The organism is Sphingobacterium sp. LZ7M1 (assembly GCF_024296865.1).
GTDB lineage: Bacteria > Bacteroidota > Bacteroidia > Sphingobacteriales > Sphingobacteriaceae > Sphingobacterium.
This window is the reverse complement of the sequence record NZ_CP101134.1, coordinates 2731872-2757444: the sequence shown is the minus strand read 5'-3', so window position 1 is coordinate 2757444 and position 25573 is coordinate 2731872. Positions and strand designations below refer to the sequence as shown.

The window sequence follows — 25573 nt, the reverse complement described above, 5'->3', positions numbered from 1 at the left end:
AATTTTATAATGGAGTTAAATCAAATTAATTTGATATTATTTAACAGACTTACTTCCCGATACAATAACTAACAAGTGTTTAAATTTCAGTATGTTAGAGGTTATCAAGGTGTAGCAAAAGAACAGTTATTTTAGAGAAAAATAAGTTTTCAACATCTGAAGTAATTTCGCTTGTTATTTCACCAAATTCTTTTTTTGAGAGACACATGTACGGAGTTATATAGAGTTGAAAATTTACCGACTACGTGACTACATGGCTACAAAATGAAGTGACCAATGCTTATCTACCTGCTAATTAGGTGTTTATTTTATTTTTAACCGATTTCAATATTTTTATTTCACCGACTACAAGGGTTAGTTTGTAGTCGGTAAAATGAATAGTTGCAACTAATTTATTGTACCCTCCAACACTAGATCCTGTACATTTTGAATCGATGTTTTTATATTAAACTTTTCAAATTTGTAGCTCATATAGCGTGAGATAAAATCATCATGTGTTGAAAGGACTATTTGGTAATCTGAAAATTCATTTCTGAGAAGCTCAATAAAAGAGTGTACATTTAGATTATCCATTGTTTGAATTGGATCGTCAATTGCTAATAATTTAAAGTTCTCATTCGTATTGTATACTTTATTTAGAGACAAACAAAATGCTAAAGAAACAACAGCCATCTGTCCAGCACTCAAATGAAATACAATATCGTGATCTGAATCTTTCCCTGTTTTAAGAACAACATTATTTCGTTGATCAGTTTGCGAAATGTCTATGAAAATTCCGAAACCTTGCTGGTAATTTTGTAAAATCTTACCTGAATATACAAAGAATGGAATTTTGATTTTTTCAATCATTTCTGCTTTATGATTTTTTAAAGTTTGGAAAACAGTATCGTTTATTGATTGTAAACGATCGAGTAGTGTTGTAAGTTTATCTACTCTTTCCTTTAAAAATAAGAGTCTTTCGTTCGATAGTAAGCCTAGTTTGAAATGAAGATATTTCTTTTTTTGTTTAAGCAAATCAACAGAAACCAGATTCAATTGCTCCTCTTCGTTATCGAAATAGGTCGAGTATAATTCTTTGTTTTGAATTTTTTGATCTTCATATTTGTACTGGTTCAACAAAACATTTTCAAAATAATTTTTCAGTTCATCTCTTTTAGTATCTAAACTAGATACACTATTGGGTAACGTGGTTAAGAAAATTTCTAATGAAAAACCAAAATCTATTTTTAAGAAACGTTCTTTAATATTATCTATTTTAGTCTGTAAATTTGGATAATTCCGTAATAGTGTAATAATTGAAGCTTCTGTTGTTCTATTCTCTTTTAAATAATCATTAATCTTAGTTTTAATAACTGTGTGAAATTGTTTTAATTCCTCAAGCAATTTTTCTTTTTCATCAATTTTGTCTTGATTGAATTTTTTAAGATTCTCTATTTGTTTCTCGTATGATTCAGTAAGTTCTTGAGTATTGTTGAAATCTGAATTACAAAGAGGACAATGATTGTCAAATAACTGATCTTTTTCTAATGCATTCTGATAATGAGTCCATACCGTTTCATTTGCAGAAACTAAATTAGAAATTATTAAACCTATTTCTCCTAAATCTTTATCAATAGCCGTAATTTTTGTTTCTAACACTTCATACTTTATTTTTTGCTCGTCATCAAAGAATTCCTGTATTGTTTCTGGGGAAATTGATTGATCTTCTTTTAATTCTAAAAGTTTAACGTATTGTGTGATTTTCGAGTTTTTTGAATTTAATTGTTCGATTAAAATTTGATCATATAAATTTGAAATAAGTATAGAATTTAATAATGTTTGATTAGCCAAAATTTGATTATTGATTTCATCAAAAACTAATGATTTTTTATATTCCTCTGGATTGAAATTTGCTTTGAAAATAATTAATTTATCAAGTTCTTCAATGTGTTGGGAAATCAGTCCGTTTGCTTCTGCCAAATTTTCAAAAGGCTCCGATTTATCAAAATTGAATTCTTTTTGTTCAAATAACTTTTGATACTCTAAATTCTGCTCCTCCGTTTGCGATGATTCGAGAATAGTAATTTCTCTATCAAGAGCAATTTTTTGATTTCTGAAATTCCCCACAACTAACTGTAGTTGTGATTGTTCTCTTTCCTCTTTTTCAATGTTGAATAAAAAAGCAAGTGACGAACCTTTTACATCCTCTTTTAATTTGAGAAATCGTATACTATCTTCCTGTTGAATATAATTAAACAGATAATAAATTGAATCGAGACCAACTTTAGCATCATTACCAAGAAATAAATCATTGATTTTATTTTGATCTACCAATTGATTTTGATCTATATCTAAAGATATGAAGTTATGACCTCCTTCTGAAAGATAAGTTGAAAAGAAAAAATGAGAGTCTTCAGGAATAAAATCTTTAGCAATAGTCGCTCGTTTTGGTGAATTTACGTCATCATATAACTTTGTTATGACAATTTCTTGATAATCTTTTTCAATCAGTAACTTAATTACAACATTTTTCCCATCAGTATTTTGAAAGAATGGTTTATTTCTACCTCTAGTTTTAAACTGAACATCTTTAAACGTTTGTATCCTATCAAATTTACCAGTGATACACAGCTCTAACGCTTCAAAAATTGTAGTTTTTCCAAAACCATTAGGTCCGGAAAGAATCTGATTTTGATTTCTGGTTTTCTGAAAGTCAACAATTATTTTGTTTTTGACTCCTTTGAAATTATATATCAAAAGTTTTTTAATTCGGATCATTTGTCAATAAGGTAAGTAGGTTATTAATTTCAGATTCGTTTTCAATAGATGAAAAATCTAGATTCTGAATTTGTTCATCAGATTTCAATAGTTCTTGAAATATAGAATAATCATCACCTAATTTTTTCTTCAGTTTTTCTTCTAAAGTGATAAATTCATCTTCATTAAATTTCAATGTCAAGAATGGTAATTTGATGAATATTTGTAATAGCAACAAATAATCTTCTTGTTCTTTACTAAGACCATTCGATAGAATGTTTTGAAAAGCTATTTTGTTATTTACTGCACCTTGTAACTCCTCATTCGATGTATAATTTGAAATTTTTTCTAAAGCATCTGAAGTATATACAATCACATACTTTTTAACATAAAACTGATCCTCTTCAATTAATAATATCTGTGTTTGTAATCGCTCAATTTCTGCTATATTAGCTGAATTAACGAGAACAATAAGAGAGCTGTTTTTTTCCAAAGCGGGGTAATTCTCTTTAGAACACGATTGATTGAAATGAGTTAGAAACTCACGATACCATTCACTCTCATTTAATATTGTTTTATTCCTTACTTGTTCTAATTGATCAGAATCTATTTTTTTAACGAAGTAATAGGATTTACTCTCCTCCTGAAATCCATTAATTTCTTCATTAAAAATGAAATTATTATTATAAAGAATAGTTTTAATTATTGCTTCCATTGGTTAAGTTGGTTTTAGCGGTGTCTCTACAAACGAATGTAGTAGAACCATTATATTGCATAAATCCCTTGAAATCAATTGTTTTATCTTCAATTTTTCGAATATCAAAAAAATCAGGATTCAAGTCATGAAATGTACCGTTGATCTCTTTATTGATTAATGATGTTTTTTCCCAAAGTAATTTATGAGAATCTAGATTATTAAGAATGTTTTGTACTACCTCTTTTGCATCCTCCTTTTCCTCAATGATGGTAGTTAATACATATCTCAATGAAGAGTATTGAAGAGTAAATTCCTCTTTCATAATTTCAGGGTAAATGTTAGGTAAATTTAATAACAACTTAAAAAACACCTGTTTTAAGCCATCCGGATTGAACACCATGTGAGTATTATACTGATATTTTGGGTTTCTATTCAAGCTTAATCGACGAATAAAAAGTAAAAAATCTTCATCTGAAAAACCATGATAAATTTGATCAATGAGTTTATCAACCTCTGATAATTCAATTTCGTCAAGGGATGATTTCTTTTTTACTTCATCATATGAATCATAAAATAATTTTCTACAGATATAAATATCATTCGTTGAAACATCTACATTACTGTTTATTATTTCCATAATTTCTTCAAAACTGAACTTAATTTCATATTCGCTTTTAGAGTCTTTTGTCGCATGTTCAGACCTAATTTTCGAGTCCAGTTCAAAACATAATCTTTTAAGAGCCATTGAAGCTAGCCCTTCATTATCCGCGTGAAAATCAGCACTTTTCAAATGACCTATAATATATTGGTCTATTTGATTCGTACCGCAATGAAAAACGCCTATTTCATATTCAAATCTTTTGATAGAATTAGGGTTTCCTCCGACAGAAGAAAAATCATTATCCGTTGGCCAATTTGTTATGTTCTCAACTACATGTAAATAATTTGATCCGTTGCACCATTGACCAGGATTATAATTCCCTGTTTCAATTTTCTTTCCATCACCGTCCTTTGAAAGCGTTCCATCTGGTTCTCGTTGATAAATTGGAGCTCCTGTAAAGACAGATTTATATGTATTTATTAAATGTCCTTTTGAGTAATATGCTTTAACTTGGTGTACAGACAATAATTCCTTTATTGTACCAATCTCTTCTCTTGAAATCGCTACATCTTCGTTGTTTTCATATTCCAAAAAATGAATTCCAAATTCACCTTGTTTATATTCACTAATTAATCGACGTATTTCCTTAATCGCCACCAGTATTCCAACCAGACCTTGATGCGAGTATCCACTCCAGCTTGCGGTCGCATTTCTATTACTCATTATTTAAAATGTTAATATTATTAATTAGCTCTAACTTATATTAAAATACCTATCAAAGTAGACTTTCAGCTTCTCCAATACCGTTTCTTTTTTCTTGGCTAAATCACCAGTTGGTGAAAACCTTGAAACAGGTGGTAAGATTTTAGCAAATGAAGTACCTGCAGATTGGATTTCGCCATTCTTGAAAGAGTGATCAACGAAAGTTTTGGTTTCTTCTTCTTTCAAACGCTCTTCAGCAATGATTTGGTTGAGTTCTGCTTCCTTCTGTTCAGCAACATATTTTTGCCAGTCCTCATCTACATTCGATGAAGCAGTTAGTGAATCCACAAATTTTACGATAAGGTCTCGTTTATTTCTTAGGTCTACACTTGAATCAATAGCCTTTTGGATATTTACGACAATCTCTTTGTCTTTCAAATGACCTTCATGGTATTTTTTGATAAGCATTAGGATGTAATCAATATTGATTTCAACCTGCTTAATCAATTCCATTTCAAATTCGATATCATCAACTACATTTTCACGATCACCAGTACCTTGTCCTCTAAATTGATTGTACAATTCTATATACATGCCATGATAATCTTGAAAATCTCGATCCGATAGAATTTCATTACCTGCAAACTCATCAAAAGAACGTAAGATATTTACGAGCTTTAGAATAGCTCCATACAAGCGTATAAACTCTTTTTGAGCCTCTTCACTTATGATTGGCACACCAATAGGGAAACGCTCTAAAAGCTCTTCTACCATGTCTTTGTAACCTCTTAAATCCTTTTTGCCGTCGTTGTAACCATTATAGTATTCATCGAAAGTTTTGAGTAAGACGATACCCCCAGCTTCTTTATTTCCAAATAATGCTAAAGCTTCATTTGTAGCATCCTCCAAATTTCTAAAGCAAATGATATTACCAAAGGTCTTAATCGAGTTTAGAATACGATTAGTGCGCGAATATGCTTGCAATAAACCATGCATACGCAAGTTTTTATCTACCCAAAGTGTATTTAAGGTTGTCGCATCAAAACCTGTTAAGAACATATTTACTACGATTAATAAGTCGATCTCTCGATTTTTCATGCGTAAAGAAACGTCCTTATAATAGTTCTGAAACTTATCTGGAGAGGTATCGTAGTTGGTTTTAAATTCTAAATTATAATCGATAATGGCATGATCCAAGAAGTCACGATGAGAAGTACTTAATCCTTCTGTTGATTCTGAATTTTCGTCTTCTACACCATCTTCTTCGGCATCGTTCTGACCAAAACTAAATATCGTCGCTATCTTAAGTTTTCTTAACTCTGGAACTTCCTTCTGCTGACGTTTGAACTCTTCATAATAAAATTTTGCGGCATCAATAGAAGACACTGCGAAAATAGAATTGAACCCGCTACGACGAATTTTTTCTTTAATTTCCTCTATTCGATTACGATCCTTTGCAGATGCTACCTCATGCACATTAGCTAAAGCTGTCATGTAATAAGGCTTCGAATTACGCATTGTCTTTTGATCGAAATGTTCTAGTATATAACCGACATTATTAGCGATATATTTAGGCGATAATAGCACCTCCTCCCTATTAATATCACGTACTTTACGATCTGCAATATTGTCTTTCTCTTTTATCGTACGAATATAATCTACTCGGAAAGGCAATACATTTTTGTCTGCAATAGCATCGACAATTGTATAGGTATGTATAGCGGATTGATGTTTCTCCTCAGGGCAATTATTGGGATCACCATGCGGATAACAACCAAAGGCTTGAATAGTCGTTTTTAGATGTGCTTTACCTCCACTATTTGCATTTTTGGCAAAAATTGGTGTTCCTGTAAAACCGAACAAAAAGTACTTCTTAAAAGTCTTCATGATGGATTCATGCATATCACCAAACTGCGAACGATGACATTCATCAAAGATAAAAACTACTGGTTTGCTGTATATCGCATGATTCTTTTGCTTTTTAATCAGAATAGACAATTTCTGTATGGTCGTAATAATGATTTTCGCATTCAGATCATCCAATTGCTTTTTCAATACTGCCGTATTGGTATTGCTATTTGCTGCACCTTTTTCGAATTTGTCATACTCCTTCATGGTTTGATAATCCAAATCCTTACGATCGACAACGAAAATTACTTTTTCTATAAAATTTAATCTGCTAGCTAGTTGCGCCGTCTTAAATGAAGTTAAGGTTTTACCTGAACCTGTCGTATGCCATACAAACCCACCTGCATCAATAGTCCCATATTTTTTATAATTATAGGATATATTGATTTTCTGCAAAATGCGCTCTGTTGCTACAATCTGATAAGGACGCATCACCAATAGCAATTTATCAGATGTAAAGACACAGTATTTGGTTATAATATTTAGGATAGAATGTTTGGCAAAAAAAGTCTTACCAAAATCCATCAAATCCAATATCGGGCGATTACTGCCGTCTGCCCACCATGAAGTAAACTCGTAGCTATTGCTTGTTTTTGATTTTTTAGTCCCTTGTTTTTCCTTCTCTTTAAGGTGCGTATAGCGAGTGGTATTGCTGTAATACTTAGTCAATGTTCCATTAGAGATAACAAACAATTGTACATACTGAAATAAACCACTATCAGCCCAGAAAGATTCACGCTCATAGCGATCTATTTGGTTAAAAGCTTCTTGCAAAGATACGCCACGCTTCTTCAACTCAATATGTACAATCGGCAAACCGTTCACCAAAACTGTCACATCATAGCGATTCGCACGTTTTCCTTCAGCAGTCTCATATTGATTAATAACCTGAAGATGGTTATTGTGGATATTCTTTTTGTCGATCAAATAGATATTGCGCAGTGACCCATCTTCACATTGCAATGCTTGAATATAATCCTCTTGTATTAATCGAGTTTTATCCTCAATATTCGCATTGGGATTCGAAAGTTTACTTTCAAAAAACGATTTCCATTCCTTTTCGGTGAATTGGTAATCGTTTAATTTCTCTAGCTGTAGACGTAAATTATTAACCAATTCAGCATTCGAATGAATCGTAACGAATTCATACGCTTGTTTCTCTAATAGGGCTATAAAAGCCTTTTCAAGCTCTGCTTCAGATTGATAATGCACTTCTCTTTTGTATTCGGTTGTATATTCGGCCACTACCGTAGATTCCGAATTTTCTGATATGAGGTTATAATTGGTTACTGGCATTCTTTATTAATTTTCTTCGTAGTAATACGAATAGTCAATTCCTTTCATAAACATTTCTCGGCTATTGATATCCTCAGTCAATGCACCATTTAAGGTGGATTTTAAGACTTGGCTATCCATAACACTTTTAATCATCGCTTGATGATAATCATTCTTAGCGATCTTACTCCAATCCACACATTTCTTTTCGGCGCGTTTGAGCATTAGATCCAACCAAATACGTGTACTTCGACCATTCCCTTCCATGAATGGATGTGCAATGTTCATTTCTACATATTTGTCTACAATCTCGTCAAAAGTACTATCTGGCATAGCCTCAATGTCTTTCAACGTATTGGGTAAAAATTGCGCCATAGCAAACTGAAAACCGCCTTTAGCAATATTCTTCGTACGAATCTGACCAGCAAAATCATATAAGCCACCAAACAAATACGCATGAATTTGTTGCAGGCCTTTGATTGTACCGACTTCTATGCTATCAATAAACGAACTTTCGAATAGCGCATAGGCTTTCGTCTTACTTTTGCCGTCAATGGTTTTATCACTATAAGTAAACCACTCGATAAAACGATTGGCTTTAGTACCAGGGAAAGTCTTACCTAAAGCTATAATCCCTTCATAATTTAACACATCTGACTTATATCGTTTCCCATCTGATGCTAACAATTTCAGTTGGGTAGTGGCACTAACCAACTGATTATTCTCTTTCTTCAGCTTCGCTTTTAAGTATTTCCAATAATTTCGTGTTTTGGTATAATCATCTTGATCCGTCAGCACGGAAACAATATCCAATACCGAAAACCACCATTTGCTCTGCTCATCATCCCAAATGGCACGTACCTCACGATCATCGAAAAAACGTATCGAAACTTTATCCATAGTCTTTAAGCCGTTAAGGGTTCAAAAGTCAATAACTTGCCACGATAATATTCATACTGTTGTCTGCGTGCTTGTATCTCAGCTGGCAAACCTATAGAAATATCATTGACCAAAGCATCAAATTTATCTAATATACCTACTATGCGCTCTTGCTCTTCTATTGGAGGAATAGGAATTGGATATCTTTCTAACATTGGTTTTCTTAAAGATGTTACCGACGAACTAACTGAATTACCCATTATATACTTATAGAAAGTTTGTTTCATATAAAAGTATAAAAATTTAGTACTTAACAGACTATTGTTAACTAATATCCTATATGCTCTTTGGTGAAGTGCATATTTTCCTCTTACATAATGTAAAATTTTACCAACTCCAACACCATCTCCAGATGTTATAATACATTCTTTATCATCAAAATCATAACCATCAATTTTTAATACATCTTGAGACCTAACATAAAAGTCGAATTCTGCATCTAATATTGCATCAACAGTATTTCGTGAACCTGTCTTTAATAATGCTACTTCCTTCAAACTCTTCCACTCCACATCCTTACCTTCAAAAGAAAGCAGTTCATTACGGTAGTATTCGTATTGGTGCGTACGCGCCTCCAGCTCCGCCTCCAGCTCCGCCTGCAGCGCAGTAAATTTATCCAAAATAGAAACTATCTCTTCTTGAACTGGTAAGGGTGGAATGGGAACCTTCATATCTAAAATTTTTGACATATTAGGATGCTTTATTCCAGAACCTCTATAGAATGACGCAATTAGATCTATATTTTTTAAAAAAATATAATAAAGAAACTTAGTTAATAAACCTGAATTTTCATTAACAACAGCTATTCTATTATCAGAAGTAATAAATTTTCCATTGTAATATTGTACCACAGCATTACCTCCCCATGGAATGGCAATTATCTCATCTTCAATTGCATTCCCTTCAGCGAAAACTTCAGAAGTAAACAAATCAGATACATTAGTTGTTAAAATTTTGATTGTACCATTAGACACAATCATTGGTTTTAACTCATTCGCTAAATAATATTTATATTTTCTGACCTTCGGCTGTTTATAATTATCAACTGAGTTAAACTTTTTATCCCATGCAGTAACTTCCCAAACAGTCTTATATTCAACCCCATCAGGACAATATTGAGCAATTAATTCGTCTATTTTACTCATTGCACACTCCTTCCAAATCATTGACAATAGCATTTATAGAAATGCGTAATTCCTGCTGACGAGCTACAATCTCTTTGATACGTTGATTCAAGGCAACGATATCAGTAGCTTCTGTAGTATTTTCCTGTTCTACATACGAACTTACTGCAATATTATAATCGTTCTGTGCGATCTCCTCATTAGGCACTAATCTCGCGAAGTGATCCACTGTTTCACGAATGATAAACGCATTCAGAATTTTCTTTCGATTATCGTCCGACAATTTATTCTTATTACCACCACGTACAAATTCGGCAGAAGCATCGATAAATAAGGTCGCATTATCCTTTTTACTTTTCTTCAATACGATAATACAAGTCGCTATCGACGTACCAAAAAATAAATCTGCTGGTAATTGGACGACTGCATCTACATAATTATTGTCAATTAAATATTTACGAATTTTTTGTTCTGCTCCACCTCTGTACAATACCCCAGGAAACTCTACAATGGCAGCCGTACCCGAAGTAGCCAACCACGAAAGCATATGCATCGTAAACGCCAAATCGGCTTTAGACTTCGGTGCTAATACACCAGCAGGGGCAAATCGTGGATCATTAATCAATAGCGGGTTGGCATCGCCTTCCCATTTAATGGAATACGGTGGATTTGACACGATAGCATCAAAAGGCTCATCATCCCAGTGCATCGGATCCATCAAGGTATCGCCGTGGCTGATATTGAACTTCTCGAAGTTGATATCGTGCAAAAACATATTGATACGACAAAGGTTGTAGGTCGTGATATTCACTTCCTGACCATAAAAACCCTGACGTACATTATCTTTACCCAATACTTTGGCAAACTTCAACAACAAAGAACCCGAACCACAAGCTGGATCATATACTTTGTTTACTTGTGTTTTGCCTACTAACGTAATTTCAGCTAATAATTCAGAAACTTCCTGAGGCGTAAAAAACTCTCCTCCTGATTTTCCTGCATTACTCGCGTACATGGTCATCAGGTATTCGTACGCATCACCGAAAGCATCAATATTATTATCTTGATAATCGCCCAATCTTAGTCCAGCAATTGCATTTAAAATTTTGGCTAATCGTGAATTTCGTTGCTCTACCGTGCCACCCAGTTTATTGCTATTGACATCAACATCATCAAATAAGCCTTTTAGGTCATCTTCGCTATCTGTTCCATTAGCGGATGATTCGATATCTTTAAAAATACGGTGTAAATCCACGTTTAAGTTTGGATTGTTTTCCGCATTCCGTTGTACATTTTGAAATAACTCAGATGGAAGAATAAAAAATCCTTTTTCAGAAACGGTATCTTTTCGACCAAATTCGGCATCACCATCCGATAGTTTTGCAAAATCAAAATAAGTATTTCCAGTATCCCATTCTGCTTTATTGATATGTGAGGTTAGATTTTCAGATATAAAACGATAAAATAAAATGCCTAATACGTAAGATTTAAAATCCCATCCATCAACACTTCCTCTTAAATCATTGGCAATCTGCCATATTGCACGGTGTAATTGGTCTCTCTCTTGTTCTCTTGTCATCTGAAATATTTAATTTTTTGTCCTTCAAAAAGCTGAATTAAAATCATCTTTTATTTTCATAATTCTAATAATAAAAGTGATGCTAATAAATGGTCTAAATATACTCAAAAAATAGCTAGTATAATACGGTAAACCATAATAAAAGGCAATGCAGTAAAATAAAGATAACTGGCTATTGAAAAGAAAAAACCATTTTAATCGCCTTTAGATTCCACGAAATCTAAAATTGAAATCCCCCACTATCTAAGCATTGATTTTCAATGAATTTTAAATTGCTTAATTTTACACGTCAATAATCAATTCCTTTTGATAGCCATTATAGGGTTCATCAATATAACCATGAGGATTGCAAATAATTTCTGTTTTGCCAATATGATAACGTGTCGGGGTATGGATATGGCCATGAATCCAAAAGGCAGCCTGGTGCTTTAATATAAAATCTTCCATATTCGAAGCATAAGCAGCTGTTACTGGATCGTTTTTATATTGTTCCGAAACAGATTGCAAACTTGGCGCATGATGCGTAATGACAATATTTTTCGATTTCTTGGAATCTTGCAAACTTTCGTCCAGCCATTTGCGGGAGACTTGATGAATTTTATACGTATCAATAGTCCGTATTTTAGAATAAGAAGGATCTCGCTTTATCATCTTATAGTCGTTCATAACGGCTTGGCAAATGATACCATATTCCATCGGATTACCAAAAATGGAAAAGTCTGTCCATAAAGTACATCCATGAAATCGAATATCATCAATATCAAAAAAAGAATCTTCCAATACATGAATGTTAGTGTTTTTAGCCAATGTCCTTAGTTTATTTAGTATTTTGGGATAAGAGCTTTTATAATATTCGTGGTTCCCAAGCACATAAATCACAGGCTTATCTTTAATTCTTGATTGTATCCAATGCAATCCCTTTATCCCTAAGTTTATGTCGCCAGCAATCACAACAACATCAGTATTATCAAAAGACAATTCCGTAATACCAAACTCTTGATGCAAATCGCTGATTATTTGTATTTTCATATTGTAATTCGTTACACCATATCAAAATACAACATTTTAACTCATAATTTCTTTATCTTTACCCTAATAATTTATTGAACGAAACAGCGTAAGCTATCGTTATGGTTTATCAGAAATTGCGACCTTCAGATTACAACCGTTTTAGCGATAGACTTACGCCCGTGCCTCATAATGGGCGTGGGCTAAGTCTATCTGGTTGTAGGGCCGTCGCAAGCCTCTGATAAGGATATGATCTTAGTTTCACGCCTTTCTTTATTCTCATTAGAAGATTTCATTATGGTGCAAACAAGATATTACTTCAAGAACAAAAAGTCAGCGTTACAAAACTTACCTGAAGATCAAGTTGCATTAGCATTAAAGTTATACCAGCAAAGGACACCTATTGAAAAGATTAAAAATCAACTTGCTATACAAGGTGATTTAAATAAAAGGAATTTCTATAAGCTTTTACCGTACGAAAAGTCAACTGCTGATTGCTATTGTGGTAGCAAGCTATTTTACAAGATTTCACCTAATACAAATCCATTAAAAATAAAGTTTCTGTGTCTCTCTTGTGGTCACTACGAGGCACCGTGGTGCCAATGTGATGAGTGTGTAAAAACAAGAAATTTAAGACGAGAAGAAGGCATGAGGGAATTTACGATTTGTATGATGGATTATTTATTCCCTGATGAAAAACTATATGCAGATGATCCATTTGATACACCTAAAACATAGAACAATCACAAATTAATTTACATCAAACTTTATTAAAATATTTTAATATTAAAATTAACAAATACTCATATGAACATGGAGACACCTGCTACTATCCGAATTTTCCGCCTTGCTACTACTTTATTATTTATGACAAACTGTAAGCCTTCATTGACAAAGGAATCAAATGCAATAAAGCCAATAATTTCTGTACTAGATACAATTTCACATGATAATATTGTAATAATCCAAAATCAGATAAAAGAGGGTCATTCAAATTTGGAAGCTTATCAAAAGAAGGTTGAGGATATATTGGGATCTGATGATTCTGATTTCAAACTAAATGATTTCTTTTTAAAGCAAAAAGAATTAACAGCACTGTACAGCAATAATGTCGAAAGATATGACAAACACCTTACTGGAGCGCAACGTAAAGTTTTTAGAAAATCGATGTTAAGTGGGGTAAAAAGATCTTTTGAATTTGTATTAGAGCTCGATACCATTACAACTCCACAATTTTCTAACTTATCTAATGAGAGAAAATTAAAAATTGTAACAGATACGAAAACCAAGATCGCTAAAGAATTTGAGGGAATGTCTGCAGCGAATGAATACTTCAAGAAAAAAATTTACAACACTACGGAGGCGATATTGGGCACGAATGAATATCTTGACTAAGAATACACGTGCAACTCTATCTTTTTATAATATTGGCTTATATTAAGAGAAAACATTAATAATATTTATAAGAATTATCATGCAGCAGGCTATTTACCGAGGAAACCATCGAGAGTTCATCCGTGAGCTATTCTCAACTGAGTTTATAGAAATTTCGAAAAAAATCACCAACTTATTTATTGGTCAGCTACTTGAAAAGGTTGCTATTGAAAAGAATGACACATATTACGTTTACCCGACAAATCTTCTCGAAAGGCTAAGCTATGCTTGCGGCGATCACAACCCTGAGCTAGATTATGAATTGTATAAACTGTTAAATGGACTGAATATGTCCTCGCAGAAGATTCTTTCAATATTAGTAGCCGATATTATTAGCTCCGACGAAGAATCTCTGAGTTATTACTTAGAAGCTTTCAGTCAACAAAGTGAAGAAGTCCAGGGAGTCATGATCGAAGAGTATTTTGCAGAACAGCATGATTCCCTTCCTGATTACTTACGAAAAAAACTAAGTGACATGATTTATAATTTTGCAAGCGAATTTGATCTTTCAGATGGGCGTACCGATATTGAAACTTATATCGAGAAGCTTGAATACTACAAGAATTTATCCAGCTAAAACTAGCGATGTGGTACAGCTGTCTTACACTCCCAAGTTCAATAAACCCATATCTGTCAACGTCTTTTAAGAAAAGCTTGAACAACCATCTTTATCAATAAATAACCCCCATAGCCCAAAGCGATCAGAAAGCCTACCCCATAAAGGGTAGATAGCGTTTGAAAACTTGTCAATGCGATCAAACCAATAGAAAATCCTGCTATCCCTACAATGTATAGACTATTTTTCCAACCAAACCAATAGCTTAAATAACAATATGCACCAATAGCTCCAATTATTGGCATTATGTACAATGCTGGAGAATTCTTTAGGTCTTCAGGATAATTGGGGATATATAATAATTTATATAATATTATTACTATTGCAATATTAAAAGCGATTTTAAATAAGAATCCATAAAATTTCACAGATGATCTATAATCTTCCTCGTCCTCGTAGTAACTCATCGTAATTAATTGAAATTTAGCCTATTTAAAACTTACTCACTCCATAACGTTACGATATCAGTCCCCATATCAGATGGGAGAAATTTAAGTTTTGACAGCTTGCCGGTACTCAAATTTTTACCATACCATTCATCATCTTCACAATCCCTAGTTTTAAAAATCATTGGAACATTGGCTTTTTTACAGCGATCAATTATTCCTTCATGAATCTGTTCTAATAGTTTGCTTTTCTGTAGGCTCATGCTCTAAAGATACGGAAATATAAAAAATATTAATATTATAAAGATGGCTTATTTTTAACTTTCTTATCATTTCGCTGTGTATTTAGTCCATCTTTAGAATAACCAGGATTAAAAATACTGCTAATATTATTAATGAAATCAGTCGCCAATTTTCCAGTGATTTCTGCCTTTTCAGGAGAAATGTTATCTGATCTTGTTGTTCCTGAAGCTGATTTAAAATCTGGCTGCATAGTTTTTCGGATTTTGAGGTCTCCGTTTTTATTCGATTGAAGATTACGACCTGATTGTTTTTCAATGTTTCGAACCTCTCCAACACTTGCTTTTGGAATTTGATCTCCATGTCGCGCTCTTGTTGCAGCGTTTGATTTATTAATTGTCTCGCTGTCTCTAACTTGCTCATAACCTAGTTTTTTAAATATTTTGTTAGAACTAAAATTTCTGTCTATATCGCTTGATTTATAAGCTTTACCATTGTAGATTAAGCTCATGCCAGTCACTCGTCCAGTTTTGGCGACATTGAATAGGCAATTAATGCCACTTTGCTCTAAACTCCCTATAAATGAATCTATTGATTTATTTTGTGATAATGCTTGATTTACAGCTGCCTTTATAAATACAGAAGCCACACTTCCTCTGATTTTTACATATAAGCTATTGAATCCTTGCGACACCAACGCTTTATTAGTCCTTTCGTTGATGTAGTTGGCAAACTCAGGTAATTTAGAGTGATTTGTAAGTTCAAAGTGTTCCAAAACTCGGGGCAATACAAATTCTTTTTTGAGTTTAGAAGCAGGTATCACTTTCCCTTGATAGAGGAATAGTAGTCCAACTGGATTGCTATCGGTGTCTTGTCTGAAGAATATTTTTATTCCCTTTTGTTCTAATCGAATGACAAAATCATTTATATCAGCAGCTTTATCTTTCGAAACGGATACCAATAGTTCAAGCTCAGCTTTTAGAGTTGGTTTTTTAGTTCGCAGCATGTACTCGATTTCATTTTTTGTGATATTCTTATTGGTAGCATCGTAAATGCTATTGACTTTTATTAAACCATATTTATCTTCTAGACTCCGAAGAACCTCATTGCTTTTATGATAACTGTTACTATCAGAAACTGTCTTTCCATCTAGCTTAGTTCGGTGACAAAGAATATGGCAATGCGGATGATCCGTATCATTATGCCTAACAATAGCATACATATTATCTCCAAACCCCATTCCATGCATATATTCCTTCGCTATAGCCAGCATTAATTCATTAGATAATACTTCGCCTTTACCAAAATTTAAACTGGTGTGGAATGTAGTGCGTTCTAGCCCTGGATTTAATAGTTCTAAAAAAAGCAGTTCTTTTCTAACAGAATCTGTTTCCAACGAAGAAAAATTTGATTCAAGCAATTCAGCTCGCTCATCGATATCAGGGTGATTTATTTTGTTGGTATTGTATTCTAATGCACCTATAAAACTTTTTCCTATTTTAATCTTGGCTATCATGATGGATCAAATATTTAGTAAGCATCTCAACATTCATCCTGATAGATTGAATGTTTGTTAAAATCAAGTTCCCATCGATAGTTCCCGCGTTAATGCTTCGAGCAATCTGATTGATATTATTTCCAATCCTTTTAAGTTCGACAAATGAAGCTTGGTCTACTAAGGGTATATCTGCAGGTTTAATCTTTGCTGTAAGCACGGCCATTCGTACCAAGTCTGACATATTCATTCCGGCAAATCTACAGAGACGTTCTATTTCAAAAAGCTCAGCTTCAGAAACTCGGAAAGTAATTTTTATAGTTCTATTTTGTTTACTCATAATAATGCGAACACAGTGAGAATTTTGGAATGAGCAAGCGTGGTTTGTCCGACAACCACATAGCTTGCTCTTTTAATCTATACCTAAAAAATAGTTTTCTTTTCACTCGATAAGAAATCATTTAAATCTTTGTAATCCTTAAAGCGATATCTCATATCCGAAAATTTAGCTCCTATACTTTTTGAAATTTGCCGCAGTTTATTGGTAGCCGTATCTCCTGCTTTATCATTATCAAGACAGCCTATAATATGCTGTTTAGAAATCAGAAGCTCGCCCGTCATTTTGATATTATTAACTGAATTTAAAATACAATAGCCCAGCTTATATTCCTGATCAGGAAACAATATTAGAAAACTTAAAAAATCTATAATTCCTTCAAAACAAACAATAGCGTTTGTATTTGGGTTATCAAAAACTGTTACTCCCTGCTTAGTTGCACATTTGAATCCGCTTGCAAATAAGTTATGCCCATTAAGCTGATTTTTTGCACCAAGATTCCAATATATCTTATCATGAATCTTATATTGGTAAGCCTTTAAATACCTTGATGCTACTTCTAGATCAATTTTTCGATTACACTGTAGGTATTTACATAGCCCCGGATGATTCAAGATAGATTCGCTTTTGATTATTTTAAGGGAAGAGGAATTGTGTAATTTCACCTGTAACGAATTTGTTGGGTGGTGAAAAGAAAAATTGCCATTAGAGAATTTATCTATAATATCTTTTACAGTTAAACTCGGAAATAGTAGCAAAATTAGATCGATTAGGGTACCACCGAGATTATCTGCAGAATAATCGACCCATAGGTTGTTAGAAGACACTTTTAAACTTCCGGTATTCTGCTCCGGATTTATTAAAGATTTATACATCCAATATCCATGATATTTTCGTTCTGGGTAGATACCGTTTGTTGCCAAAAAACTGGTTATTGGCTGTTTGTTTATTTCTTGGGGTAACATAATGACATTTTTTTTGATGATTTGATGATAATACGATGTAATTGTCTTATAATAAAAAACATACAACATCATCAATTGATCATCAAAGCATCATTTTTTGATGATTTTTGATGATCTCAATTTGCTTTATAATAGCAACATTGATGATTGATGATAGTTTGATGACAACTTGATGATTAAATATCATATTGATAATTAAATAATTATAAAATTAAATCATCAAATCATCAAGATTTGATCAATGTCAGACCTTTTTATAGTATAGAACCGACCTTTTAATTGTGACTCATATAAGATACCGCTATGATCATACTTATATGTCGTGTAATTAAACGTGTTATCTGAAGCCGGTATATTCCAAACGTCTATGATCTTTTTCGCTTCTGCTCTGGTTACTTTTATATTATTGCTTCTCAATAATTCGATGGCATCTTTGTTCGTGAAGTTAAAGACCTCTATACCATAGCTGTCCATTATTTCCGACATTATTCCCAAGAGCTCTGTCTCAACTTTATTTCGGAACCTCTTTTTTATTTTTAACAATGAATCAGTAATCAACTGTTCTGGCGTAAACCACATTCTACTTTTCTTTTCACTAGCTATCTCACGTTCATTTAAGTAGTACATTAATGCTGGTACTTCAGTCTTCATTTTTTCAAAGAGAAACGGGTCCGTTGTTTTTAGCGCAGGAACCTTACGAATCCAATATCTGGTCTCTAAGGGATCTATAGTGATAAAATCCTCCTCATTATTCGAACAAAGTATGAACTTTCCAAAAAATTCAACTTCACTTCGGTCGATGCCCTTAGATTCCATCTTATATGCACGTGCGGTAGATAAATTTTTTATTTTTTCTGAATCTTCTCGACGATCAAGCAAGACTTCGTCAACTGCTATAACAAGTTTATTTATCCAGGAATCGTTGAAGTTCGATCTGAAATCTTCATTATTATTATAAGTCATATTGGCTCCAAAAATTTCTTTTAAGAGAGCCAAAAAGGTCGACTTTCCGGTTCCCCTCTCGGTACTAACTAAGCACAGGACGGGTAATCTTTCAGTTGGCCGTCTGTAGAGGATTGTTAGGTAATCTAAAGCAACGGTGATTTGGTCGCGGAATATGTGTTCTAAAAAGTACAGTATATTTTCAAAGTCACCCTTTTTGGGTTTGACCAGTAACGGTTCATACTGATTATAGAACCCTTTGTAAGACCGTTTATAATCCATGTGTGATGGAATATTACAAAAACCATCATACTTTGGTATTTGATCAAACACTTCGGACCATTTGCGTCCATAATCTTGTTTAATTACATCAAGTGACCATGGAGCTAAAGTTTCTACAAAGTCTCCAGATAAAAGTGGCTTTTTAATTTTTTTATAATAAGCAGTCCTGACCCTTATGTAAGGGTATGTAGTATTTTCATTCATCATATGGAATTGATTTATTGAGCAGGATACGCTATCTTTGACTGTCAGGTCTATAATCGGCATCAGCCCGTAAGAAATTTAAAAGAAGAGATAGGTAGCAATGCTTATCCCTTCTTTTTTGAAGTTGTTTTTGCGGTATAATTAAAGGCTTGAATTTGTGATTCGTTTGTAGACTTATATCGATTACCCATCAACCAGGAATCAATAGCTTTACGACTAAAAAACAATTTTGAACCACCAGCTTCCGATTTGGAATAAGGAATTTTGGATTCGTGTACGAGCTTATAGATATATGCAGGCTTATACCCTGTATAAAAAGCTAAGTCTTCAACATTTAAAATGTCCTTAAAACCGATTAGATATTTTTCTAATCGGTCTAATTTTTCTAAGATTAATTCGTTTTTCTCCATCTTGTACTTTGATTGTTAAGTCAAGCAAAGAAAGATGGAATAGTAATAAAATCCGGCCGTAAGTTAAGTTCTTAACCAAATTAACCAATATTCTTAACCGTATTTAGGTGCAGATAAAAATATCGACTCAATTATGCTTTGTTCACGCGCATATTGATTCTTTTTTTTAATGATCATTTTCTTTTTTGCCCTAGAAACTGATGATTGAAGAGCAGGAAGATTGATGTCACCTTTAAAATCTGTAAATATTCTTAAAAAATAATCCCAAGGAAATTGTGAAATTCTAGGTAACATCCTCTCGTACACAACATTGATCTGAAGATAATCCATCTGAAGAGAGAAGAGAGGCTTTTCTGGTAAAACTCCTTTTAATAGTATTTCTGTAAATTGCTTTTCCATAATCAATTGAACATTTACATCTTCAAAAATTAAATATCCATTTGAAACCAAACTTCTGTATATAGCAATAGCTTCTTCATATTGGTAATTAGATTTAAAATCAGAATAGGATTTGTTCAGCCTTTTCTTAACAGCGGGTACAAATCTCGTTTCAAATATATCATACCAAGTCAACTGAAATATTACACCAAAAAACAAAATAGCTATGAAAAAGAAAAACTGTAAATATAAATCAGAATTTTTCAATTGAAAAAAAGCTATTAAAGATAAGCCAACGGTGACTATATGAAAAAACAATCTGGGTTTTTCGACTTTCGATTTAAATTTATTTAATGGCTCATCAAACATAAATTTAACAAATAAAATACCCCAATGCCACCAAGCTCTAAAAATTTGATAAGTCAAAATAGCAGCTGCAGTGTAATATATTACATCTAGTAATGTTTTCATATTTTTAAAAATTAAGTTCTGGAATTATGTAAGCAGATTCACGCATCTTAGCATCCGCTATCTTTGCATAAATGGCGGTTGTTTTTATAACTTTATGACCTAACCGTTTTTGAACAGTGTACAAATCAGCACCATTCTCCAATAGCAACACCGCATTTGTATGGCGTCCAGAATGAAATGTTATATGACGCATAATTCCAGCGTTTAACACCCATTTGGCTAATTCATTATTGTAAGTCATGCCATACCTTAATCCCTTAAAAACACGTTCATTAGGGCTCCCTCTTTCTCCTAGAAGATCTACTGTCTGTTTAGATACGTAAAGGTATTCTACACCATCAGTTTTCTGTTGTCTGAAATTTATACGATATACACCATTACCTTCATCACGTACCTCAGACCAGATTAGCTTATTGCAATCGGACCATCGAAGTCCTGAAAGGCATGAAAATAGGAATGCGTTCTTTAGAACAGGGTATTTGCAGTCAGTAATAATTAGTTTTTGGAGTTCTTCAAAGGTTAAATATTCTCTTTGAGACTCCCCTTGCTCAAAGCTCTTTAGTTTTTGGGCAAGATTTACGGTTAAGTAACCGTCATTAAAAGCGCTTTTCAAGCACGCTTTAAATTTATTGAAATAGGTGTACTTTGAATTTGTAGAAAGAGGTAGATTACTTTTGGTTCGGGCATCACGATCAAAATAATTTCGAATCATTTTGCAAAAATCTTCCGTTACCTCATCAAAAATTAAATTAGGACTTATGATCTTAACCAAGTGAGATTGTACGGAAGTCCATACACCATAATTCTTATTCGAATTAATATGATCATTAGCTTTCTCCTTAAAATAATCTAAGAAAGGTCTCTTTGCCTTAATATTATTTTTAAGACCATATTTGCCCTGGGCATAATCTGCTTTACGTATAGCTAGTATACTCTCAGCGAGCTCAAGATTCTCTTTGTTATTTTTCTTTTCACTAGCTAGTTTAGGCTTTTCAAATTGGTATAGCTTAAGGTACTCAAAATCTCTAAGATGTGTGCGTTTTCCATTATCACCCACTGCCATGCCTTTATAAAATTCTATATAAAGACTAATCATTCCGCTCTTCAGCTTTTTCTCTTTTAGTGTTATTTTCATTAGACTATATTGAAGGTGTACATTGCTACACCTTCAATATAGTCGAGGTGTAGCAAATAGACAACGAATATAGTAATAAAGTAATCTAAAGAAAAGTGAAGCGTCTCATAAAACACTGACAGTCAAATAAAAGAACGCAAAGTAAACTAAAGAAAAACAGATTTATTTACCGATACAAAACTTACTAAAAATATTCTCCAGCAAATCATCTGTAGTCACCGTTCCAGTTATTTCCCCAAGATGGTGCAGCGCCTGCCTGATATCCATAGCAAGAAAATCCGAAGTAATCGGGTTCTCAACTCCATACAACACCTTCTCCAGCGCTTCCTGCGTATGCTGCAAAGCTTCCACATGCCTGATATTCGTCACCATGACATCATCCGTATTGATATTAGAAAGATTAACCTGGTTCAGGAGTTCATCCTTCAGTTCATCGATTCCGATTTGATGCTTGGCCGAAATATATAGCGGATTCAGTACCTCATAATCCTTTTTCTGGTCTTCCGAGAGAAGATCAGACTTATTGATAATGGTCACAAATGGAATATTCAAACCTTTGACTTCATCGATCTGCTCCTGTACGGCAGAGATCTGGTCTTGGGTAGGGTCGAAGAGGTAGATGATCAGTCGGGCCTGCTTCATTTTCTCACGGGTCCTTTCCACGCCGATGGCTTCCACCACATCTTCCGTATGACGGATTCCGGCGGTATCGATAAAGCGGAAAGTCACGCCATGAATATTGATCTCATCTTCGATGGTATCACGTGTTGTACCGGCGATATCGGAAACAATGGCTCTTTCCTCGTTCAACAAGGCATTCAATAGGGTAGACTTGCCCACATTCGGTTTTCCGGCAATCACCACTGGAACACCGTTCTTCAGCACATTCCCCTGTTCGAAGGATCGGATCAATTTGGCAATGACCGAGTGGATCTGCTGGATCAAGGCTTTCAGCTGGTCACGATTGGCAAATTCCACATCTTCCTCCGCGAAATCAAGTTCCAATTCGATCAGGGAGGCGAAATGTACCAGGTCCTCACGTAATTGCTTCAGCTGATTGGAGAATCCACCGCGCATCTGCTGCATGGCGATCTGATGGGATGCTGCAGAATTGGAAGCAATCAGGTCTGCAACCGCTTCTGCTTGGGAAAGGTCCATTCCACCATTCAGGAAAGCCCTTAAGGTAAATTCACCGGCACGCGCTGCTCTAGCACCTATCTTGATCAGCAGGGTGATGATGCGTTCGATGATATAGGCCGAATTATGGGTCGATATTTCAATGGTATCCTCCTTGGTATAGGAGTTAGGCCCCACAAAGAGGGTCACCAAAACCTCATCGATAATATGTTCGCCATCGCGGATGGTTCCGAAATGCACGGTATGCGAAGCTTGCTTCGTCAAATCCTTACCTTTGAAAACCTCATTGACCAAGTTAATGGCCTTGGAGCCCGATAGACGGATCACTGCAATTGCGCCATTGGCCCCTGGAGAGGTCGCCAAAGCGATAATAGTATCTTGTGAAATTAACCCTGTAGACATATCGCAAAGATAAGAATAGTCGGGAGTATTTGGAATGGAGCTTATGGATCCTGAGAGGAAACATAATTAAAAGTTTTAGAGATCCTAAGTCTGCAATTGGTTTTTACATTGTTCTGAAATCAAAAAACGGATTGTTAGTTCTATCGGGATTCAGCTTGGTCTCATTCGAGACATATTTCGAAATTTTCGAATATGTCTCGAATAAGGGTAAAGCAAGACTCGAAGAGTATTCAGAAGCAGCATCCAACCCAAAATTCAAGATTTTTGCCCAGTCTTATTTATTAAAAATTTGAGGGAATATTGAAGGACGGGAAATAGATTGTCAAAATTTCAATACGGAAATGCAAGTGCTCGATGCAATCCCTACCTTTGCTCGGCTTAGAAGATTATTACACATATTTAGCCGAGCATTTTTTATATGGAAGAATCCACTAAAGCACCGCTTTCTGCGTACCAGAAATTGGTGATTTTCATACTAGCTTTTACCCAATTTACCGTTGTCCTGGATTTTATGATCATGTCTCCAATGGGGGATATGCTGATGAAAGCAATCGACCTAAAGCCTTCTGAATTTGGTGTGGCCGTTTCTGCCTACGCCTTCAGTGCCGGGATTTCAGGACTCCTGACTGCAGGATTTGCCGATCGTTTCGATCGTAAGAAGCTGCTGCTCTTTTTCTATACCGGATTTATCATCGGAACTTTTCTCTGCGGTTTTTCCACCAGTTATCCCATGTTGGTGGCTGCTCGGATAGTGACGGGTCTGTTCGGTGGAGTGATCGGTTCCATTTCCATGGCGATTATCACCGATGTATTCACCTTGGACCAGCGTGGTCGGGTGATGGGGTTTGTGCAGATGGGTTTCGGTGCCAGCCAGGTCTTGGGGATTCCAATCGGACTCTATATCGGTAATGCCTGGGGTTGGCAAAGTGCTTTCCTGATGATTGCCATCGTAGCGGTCCTGATTGCCGTATTGATCTTCCTGAAATTAAAACCTATTACCGAACATATCGGCCTGCAGAAGAAACAATCTGCCCTGCAGCACCTATGGGGGACCTTTACCCGCAAGGAATATAGGATCGGCTTTATGGCGACCGCATTACTTTCCGTTGGAGGATTTATGATGATGCCATTCAGCAGTGTTTTCGCCGTGAACAACCTACATGTTACCCACGAACAACTGCCACAGCTGTTTATGATCTCCGGAATTGCCTCTCTTTTGATTATGCCAATGGTCGGTATGCTCAGCGACCGATTTGACAAATACAAGATCTTTGCCATCGCTACCACCTGGATGATGATCATGGTCTTGATCTATACCTCTTTAGGTCCGACAGCCTTCCCGATCGTAGTCGTATTGAACATCTTGATGATGATGGGGATCTTAAGCCGCGTAACGCCTTCTTCAGCCTTGGTGTCCGCAGTGCCTGAAAAAGAAGACCGTGGCGCCTTTATGAGCGTCAGCGCATCCCTGCAACAGATGTCGGGTGGGATAGGAGCCATTATCGCCGGCCTGATCATCGTCCAACAAACCAACGAAAGCCCAATCGAACATTATACCACGTTAGGTTATATCGTCGTCGTGATCAGTATTATTACGCTGCTGATGATGTATGGGGTGAGTAGGTATGTTAAGGGGAAGAGTAGTTAGTAGATAGTATTTAGTAGTTAGACGGTTGAACCAGGATGAAAAGGATGGGAGGATGGGCCAAGATCTGGGAATGAACCAGGATTAATGGGATGGGAGGATAGGCCAAGATCAATTTGTCGCTGGAAAGTCCCCGATACTGTAGGGGCGAATGGCATTCGCCCGCCACATACAAACTTGAAATAATTTCTCCCTTTAGGGTGAAAAAAACCTTCATCCATACCTTTAACTTTACAAAAAAATGGTTTCCTCATCTTACGATAGCGGAATGACAACCATCTCCAATTATTAAAATAAACAATAGATTCTTCGTTTTACTCTGAATCCCTCTTTAGCGCATTTTGATTCTGAACGAACAGTGAAGAATCTGTACGGTTCCCCTCCCAACAGGTCCTGTCATGCTGTACCGAAGGTACAGGAACTGTACGCCAATATAAATTAATTGTAGATAGAAGAACCGTGCAGCCAATGCAATGGTGTTTTCATTTGAATTTTGCATAGTTTCGAGATTCTTCGTTCCTCAGA

At 34.7% G+C, this 25573-nt stretch carries 23 protein-coding genes; 4 read left to right on the top strand and 19 right to left on the bottom strand.

Annotation, left to right across the window (positions count from 1 at the left end; all coding sequences use genetic code 11):
* Positions 1-387: 387 nt before the first annotated feature.
* The 8 genes from NMK93_RS11925 to NMK93_RS11890 form a co-directional block, all read right to left on the bottom strand.
* A complete protein-coding gene (locus tag NMK93_RS11925) occupies positions 388-2757 on the bottom strand; it encodes a hypothetical protein (protein ID WP_254527499.1) in 2370 nt (789 codons plus the stop codon).
* Positions 2744-3451 carry an ABC-three component system middle component 1 gene (locus NMK93_RS11920; protein ID WP_254527497.1) on the bottom strand — a complete coding sequence of 236 codons (708 nt, stop codon included), beginning with the start codon at positions 3449-3451 and terminating at the stop codon, positions 2744-2746. The genes NMK93_RS11925 and NMK93_RS11920 overlap by 14 nt, the downstream gene beginning before the upstream one ends.
* Entirely contained in the window at positions 3435-4757 is a 1323-nt protein-coding gene (locus tag NMK93_RS11915; RefSeq protein ID WP_254527494.1) for an ABC-three component system protein, read from the bottom strand. Before NMK93_RS11915 ends, NMK93_RS11920 begins: the two co-directional genes overlap by 17 nt.
* A 30-nt stretch (positions 4758-4787) precedes the next feature.
* The gene (locus NMK93_RS11910; protein ID WP_254527492.1) at positions 4788-7940 is read right to left on the bottom strand and encodes a type I restriction endonuclease subunit R; all 3153 of its coding nucleotides are present in this window, start codon (positions 7938-7940) and stop codon (positions 4788-4790) included.
* Between the two features lie 6 nt (positions 7941-7946).
* On the bottom strand, positions 7947-8819 hold the full coding sequence (gene fic, locus NMK93_RS11905) for a protein adenylyltransferase Fic (RefSeq protein ID WP_254527490.1): 873 nt from the start codon (positions 8817-8819) through the stop codon (positions 7947-7949).
* A gap of 5 nt (positions 8820-8824) precedes the next feature.
* A complete protein-coding gene (locus NMK93_RS11900) occupies positions 8825-10024 on the bottom strand; it encodes a restriction endonuclease subunit S (protein WP_254527484.1) in 1200 nt (399 codons plus the stop codon).
* Complete coding sequence (locus NMK93_RS11895) at positions 9996-11561, bottom strand: type I restriction-modification system subunit M (protein ID WP_254527480.1); 1566 nt, start codon at positions 11559-11561, stop codon at positions 9996-9998. The genes NMK93_RS11900 and NMK93_RS11895 overlap by 29 nt, the downstream gene beginning before the upstream one ends.
* A gap of 282 nt (positions 11562-11843) precedes the next feature.
* On the bottom strand, positions 11844-12590 hold the full coding sequence (locus tag NMK93_RS11890; protein WP_254527478.1) for a metallophosphoesterase: 747 nt from the start codon (positions 12588-12590) through the stop codon (positions 11844-11846).
* Between the two features lie 228 nt (positions 12591-12818).
* On the opposite strand from NMK93_RS11890, the gene NMK93_RS11885 reads away from it, so the two are divergent.
* The 3 genes from NMK93_RS11885 to NMK93_RS11875 all read left to right on the top strand — a co-directional run bounded on the left by NMK93_RS11885 (position 12819) and on the right by NMK93_RS11875 (position 14580).
* The gene (locus tag NMK93_RS11885; protein ID WP_254527476.1) at positions 12819-13307 is read left to right on the top strand and encodes a hypothetical protein; all 489 of its coding nucleotides are present in this window, start codon (positions 12819-12821) and stop codon (positions 13305-13307) included.
* A gap of 69 nt (positions 13308-13376) precedes the next feature.
* Positions 13377-13964, top strand: coding sequence for a hypothetical protein (locus NMK93_RS11880; protein WP_254527474.1), 588 nt, complete (start codon positions 13377-13379; stop codon positions 13962-13964).
* Positions 13965-14043: 79 nt separating this feature from the next.
* Positions 14044-14580, top strand: coding sequence for a hypothetical protein (locus NMK93_RS11875; RefSeq protein ID WP_254527472.1), 537 nt, complete (start codon positions 14044-14046; stop codon positions 14578-14580).
* A gap of 56 nt (positions 14581-14636) precedes the next feature.
* Here the strand turns inward: NMK93_RS11875 and NMK93_RS11870 are convergent, their stop codons facing one another.
* From NMK93_RS11870 to mnmE, 10 genes are all read right to left on the bottom strand, one after another.
* Positions 14637-15026, bottom strand: coding sequence for a hypothetical protein (locus NMK93_RS11870; protein WP_254527467.1), 390 nt, complete (start codon positions 15024-15026; stop codon positions 14637-14639).
* A gap of 32 nt (positions 15027-15058) precedes the next feature.
* Entirely contained in the window at positions 15059-15268 is a 210-nt protein-coding gene (locus tag NMK93_RS11865) for a hypothetical protein (RefSeq protein ID WP_254527465.1), read from the bottom strand.
* 35 nt (positions 15269-15303) lie between these two features.
* Positions 15304-16761, bottom strand: coding sequence for a relaxase/mobilization nuclease domain-containing protein (locus tag NMK93_RS11860; protein WP_254527463.1), 1458 nt, complete (start codon positions 16759-16761; stop codon positions 15304-15306).
* Positions 16745-17080, bottom strand: coding sequence for a plasmid mobilization relaxosome protein MobC (gene mobC / locus NMK93_RS11855; RefSeq protein WP_254527461.1), 336 nt, complete (start codon positions 17078-17080; stop codon positions 16745-16747). The genes NMK93_RS11860 and mobC overlap by 17 nt, the downstream gene beginning before the upstream one ends.
* Positions 17081-17163: 83 nt before the next feature.
* Complete coding sequence (locus tag NMK93_RS11850) at positions 17164-18042, bottom strand: toprim domain-containing protein (protein WP_254527459.1); 879 nt, start codon at positions 18040-18042, stop codon at positions 17164-17166.
* 219 nt (positions 18043-18261) lie between these two features.
* Positions 18262-19473, bottom strand: a complete 1212-nt coding sequence (locus NMK93_RS11845) for a primase-helicase family protein (protein ID WP_254527457.1) — start codon at positions 19471-19473, stop codon at positions 18262-18264.
* A 101-nt stretch (positions 19474-19574) separates the two neighbouring features.
* Positions 19575-19880, bottom strand: a complete 306-nt coding sequence (locus tag NMK93_RS11840) for a helix-turn-helix domain-containing protein (RefSeq protein WP_254527455.1) — start codon at positions 19878-19880, stop codon at positions 19575-19577.
* 93 nt (positions 19881-19973) lie between these two features.
* Positions 19974-20729, bottom strand: coding sequence for a hypothetical protein (locus tag NMK93_RS11835; RefSeq protein ID WP_254527453.1), 756 nt, complete (start codon positions 20727-20729; stop codon positions 19974-19976).
* A gap of 4 nt (positions 20730-20733) precedes the next feature.
* Entirely contained in the window at positions 20734-21864 is a 1131-nt protein-coding gene (locus NMK93_RS11830; protein ID WP_254527451.1) for a site-specific integrase, read from the bottom strand.
* A gap of 162 nt (positions 21865-22026) precedes the next feature.
* Positions 22027-23403 carry a tRNA uridine-5-carboxymethylaminomethyl(34) synthesis GTPase MnmE gene (gene mnmE, locus NMK93_RS11825; RefSeq protein ID WP_254527449.1) on the bottom strand — a complete coding sequence of 459 codons (1377 nt, stop codon included), beginning with the start codon at positions 23401-23403 and terminating at the stop codon, positions 22027-22029.
* Positions 23404-23821: 418 nt separating this feature from the next.
* Here mnmE and NMK93_RS11820 point away from each other — a divergent pair, with 418 nt between their 5' ends.
* Positions 23822-25051: an MFS transporter gene (locus tag NMK93_RS11820; RefSeq protein WP_254527443.1), complete on the top strand. Its 1230-nt coding sequence runs from the start codon at positions 23822-23824 to the stop codon at positions 25049-25051.
* 328 nt (positions 25052-25379) lie between these two features.
* On the opposite strand, the gene NMK93_RS11815 is transcribed toward NMK93_RS11820, so the two are convergent.
* On the bottom strand, positions 25380-25547 hold the full coding sequence (locus NMK93_RS11815; protein WP_254527441.1) for a hypothetical protein: 168 nt from the start codon (positions 25545-25547) through the stop codon (positions 25380-25382).
* Positions 25548-25573: the final 26 nt, after the last annotated feature.

Bases quoted from the DNA above. Each gene is read 5' to 3' on its own strand.
- NMK93_RS11925 (WP_254527499.1), bottom strand. From the start codon at position 2,757: ATGATCCGAATTAAAAAACTTTTGATATATAATTTCAAAGGAGTCAAA.
- NMK93_RS11920 (WP_254527497.1), bottom strand. From the start codon at position 3,451: ATGGAAGCAATAATTAAAACTATTCTTTATAATAATAATTTCATTTTT.
- NMK93_RS11915 (WP_254527494.1), bottom strand. From the start codon at position 4,757: ATGAGTAATAGAAATGCGACCGCAAGCTGGAGTGGATACTCGCATCAA.
- NMK93_RS11910 (WP_254527492.1), bottom strand. From the start codon at position 7,940: ATGCCAGTAACCAATTATAACCTCATATCAGAAAATTCGGAATCTACG.
- fic (WP_254527490.1), bottom strand. From the start codon at position 8,819: ATGGATAAAGTTTCGATACGTTTTTTCGATGATCGTGAGGTACGTGCC.
- NMK93_RS11900 (WP_254527484.1), bottom strand. From the start codon at position 10,024: ATGATTTGGAAGGAGTGTGCAATGAGTAAAATAGACGAATTAATTGCT.
- NMK93_RS11895 (WP_254527480.1), bottom strand. From the start codon at position 11,561: ATGACAAGAGAACAAGAGAGAGACCAATTACACCGTGCAATATGGCAG.
- NMK93_RS11890 (WP_254527478.1), bottom strand. From the start codon at position 12,590: ATGAAAATACAAATAATCAGCGATTTGCATCAAGAGTTTGGTATTACG.
- NMK93_RS11885 (WP_254527476.1), top strand. From the start codon at position 12,819: ATGATCTTAGTTTCACGCCTTTCTTTATTCTCATTAGAAGATTTCATT.
- NMK93_RS11880 (WP_254527474.1), top strand. From the start codon at position 13,377: ATGAACATGGAGACACCTGCTACTATCCGAATTTTCCGCCTTGCTACT.
- NMK93_RS11875 (WP_254527472.1), top strand. From the start codon at position 14,044: ATGCAGCAGGCTATTTACCGAGGAAACCATCGAGAGTTCATCCGTGAG.
- NMK93_RS11870 (WP_254527467.1), bottom strand. From the start codon at position 15,026: ATGAGTTACTACGAGGACGAGGAAGATTATAGATCATCTGTGAAATTT.
- NMK93_RS11865 (WP_254527465.1), bottom strand. From the start codon at position 15,268: ATGAGCCTACAGAAAAGCAAACTATTAGAACAGATTCATGAAGGAATA.
- NMK93_RS11860 (WP_254527463.1), bottom strand. From the start codon at position 16,761: ATGATAGCCAAGATTAAAATAGGAAAAAGTTTTATAGGTGCATTAGAA.
- mobC (WP_254527461.1), bottom strand. From the start codon at position 17,080: ATGAGTAAACAAAATAGAACTATAAAAATTACTTTCCGAGTTTCTGAA.
- NMK93_RS11850 (WP_254527459.1), bottom strand. From the start codon at position 18,042: ATGTTACCCCAAGAAATAAACAAACAGCCAATAACCAGTTTTTTGGCA.
- NMK93_RS11845 (WP_254527457.1), bottom strand. From the start codon at position 19,473: ATGATGAATGAAAATACTACATACCCTTACATAAGGGTCAGGACTGCT.
- NMK93_RS11840 (WP_254527455.1), bottom strand. From the start codon at position 19,880: ATGGAGAAAAACGAATTAATCTTAGAAAAATTAGACCGATTAGAAAAA.
- NMK93_RS11835 (WP_254527453.1), bottom strand. From the start codon at position 20,729: ATGAAAACATTACTAGATGTAATATATTACACTGCAGCTGCTATTTTG.
- NMK93_RS11830 (WP_254527451.1), bottom strand. From the start codon at position 21,864: ATGAAAATAACACTAAAAGAGAAAAAGCTGAAGAGCGGAATGATTAGT.
- mnmE (WP_254527449.1), bottom strand. From the start codon at position 23,403: ATGTCTACAGGGTTAATTTCACAAGATACTATTATCGCTTTGGCGACC.
- NMK93_RS11820 (WP_254527443.1), top strand. From the start codon at position 23,822: ATGGAAGAATCCACTAAAGCACCGCTTTCTGCGTACCAGAAATTGGTG.
- NMK93_RS11815 (WP_254527441.1), bottom strand. From the start codon at position 25,547: ATGCAAAATTCAAATGAAAACACCATTGCATTGGCTGCACGGTTCTTC.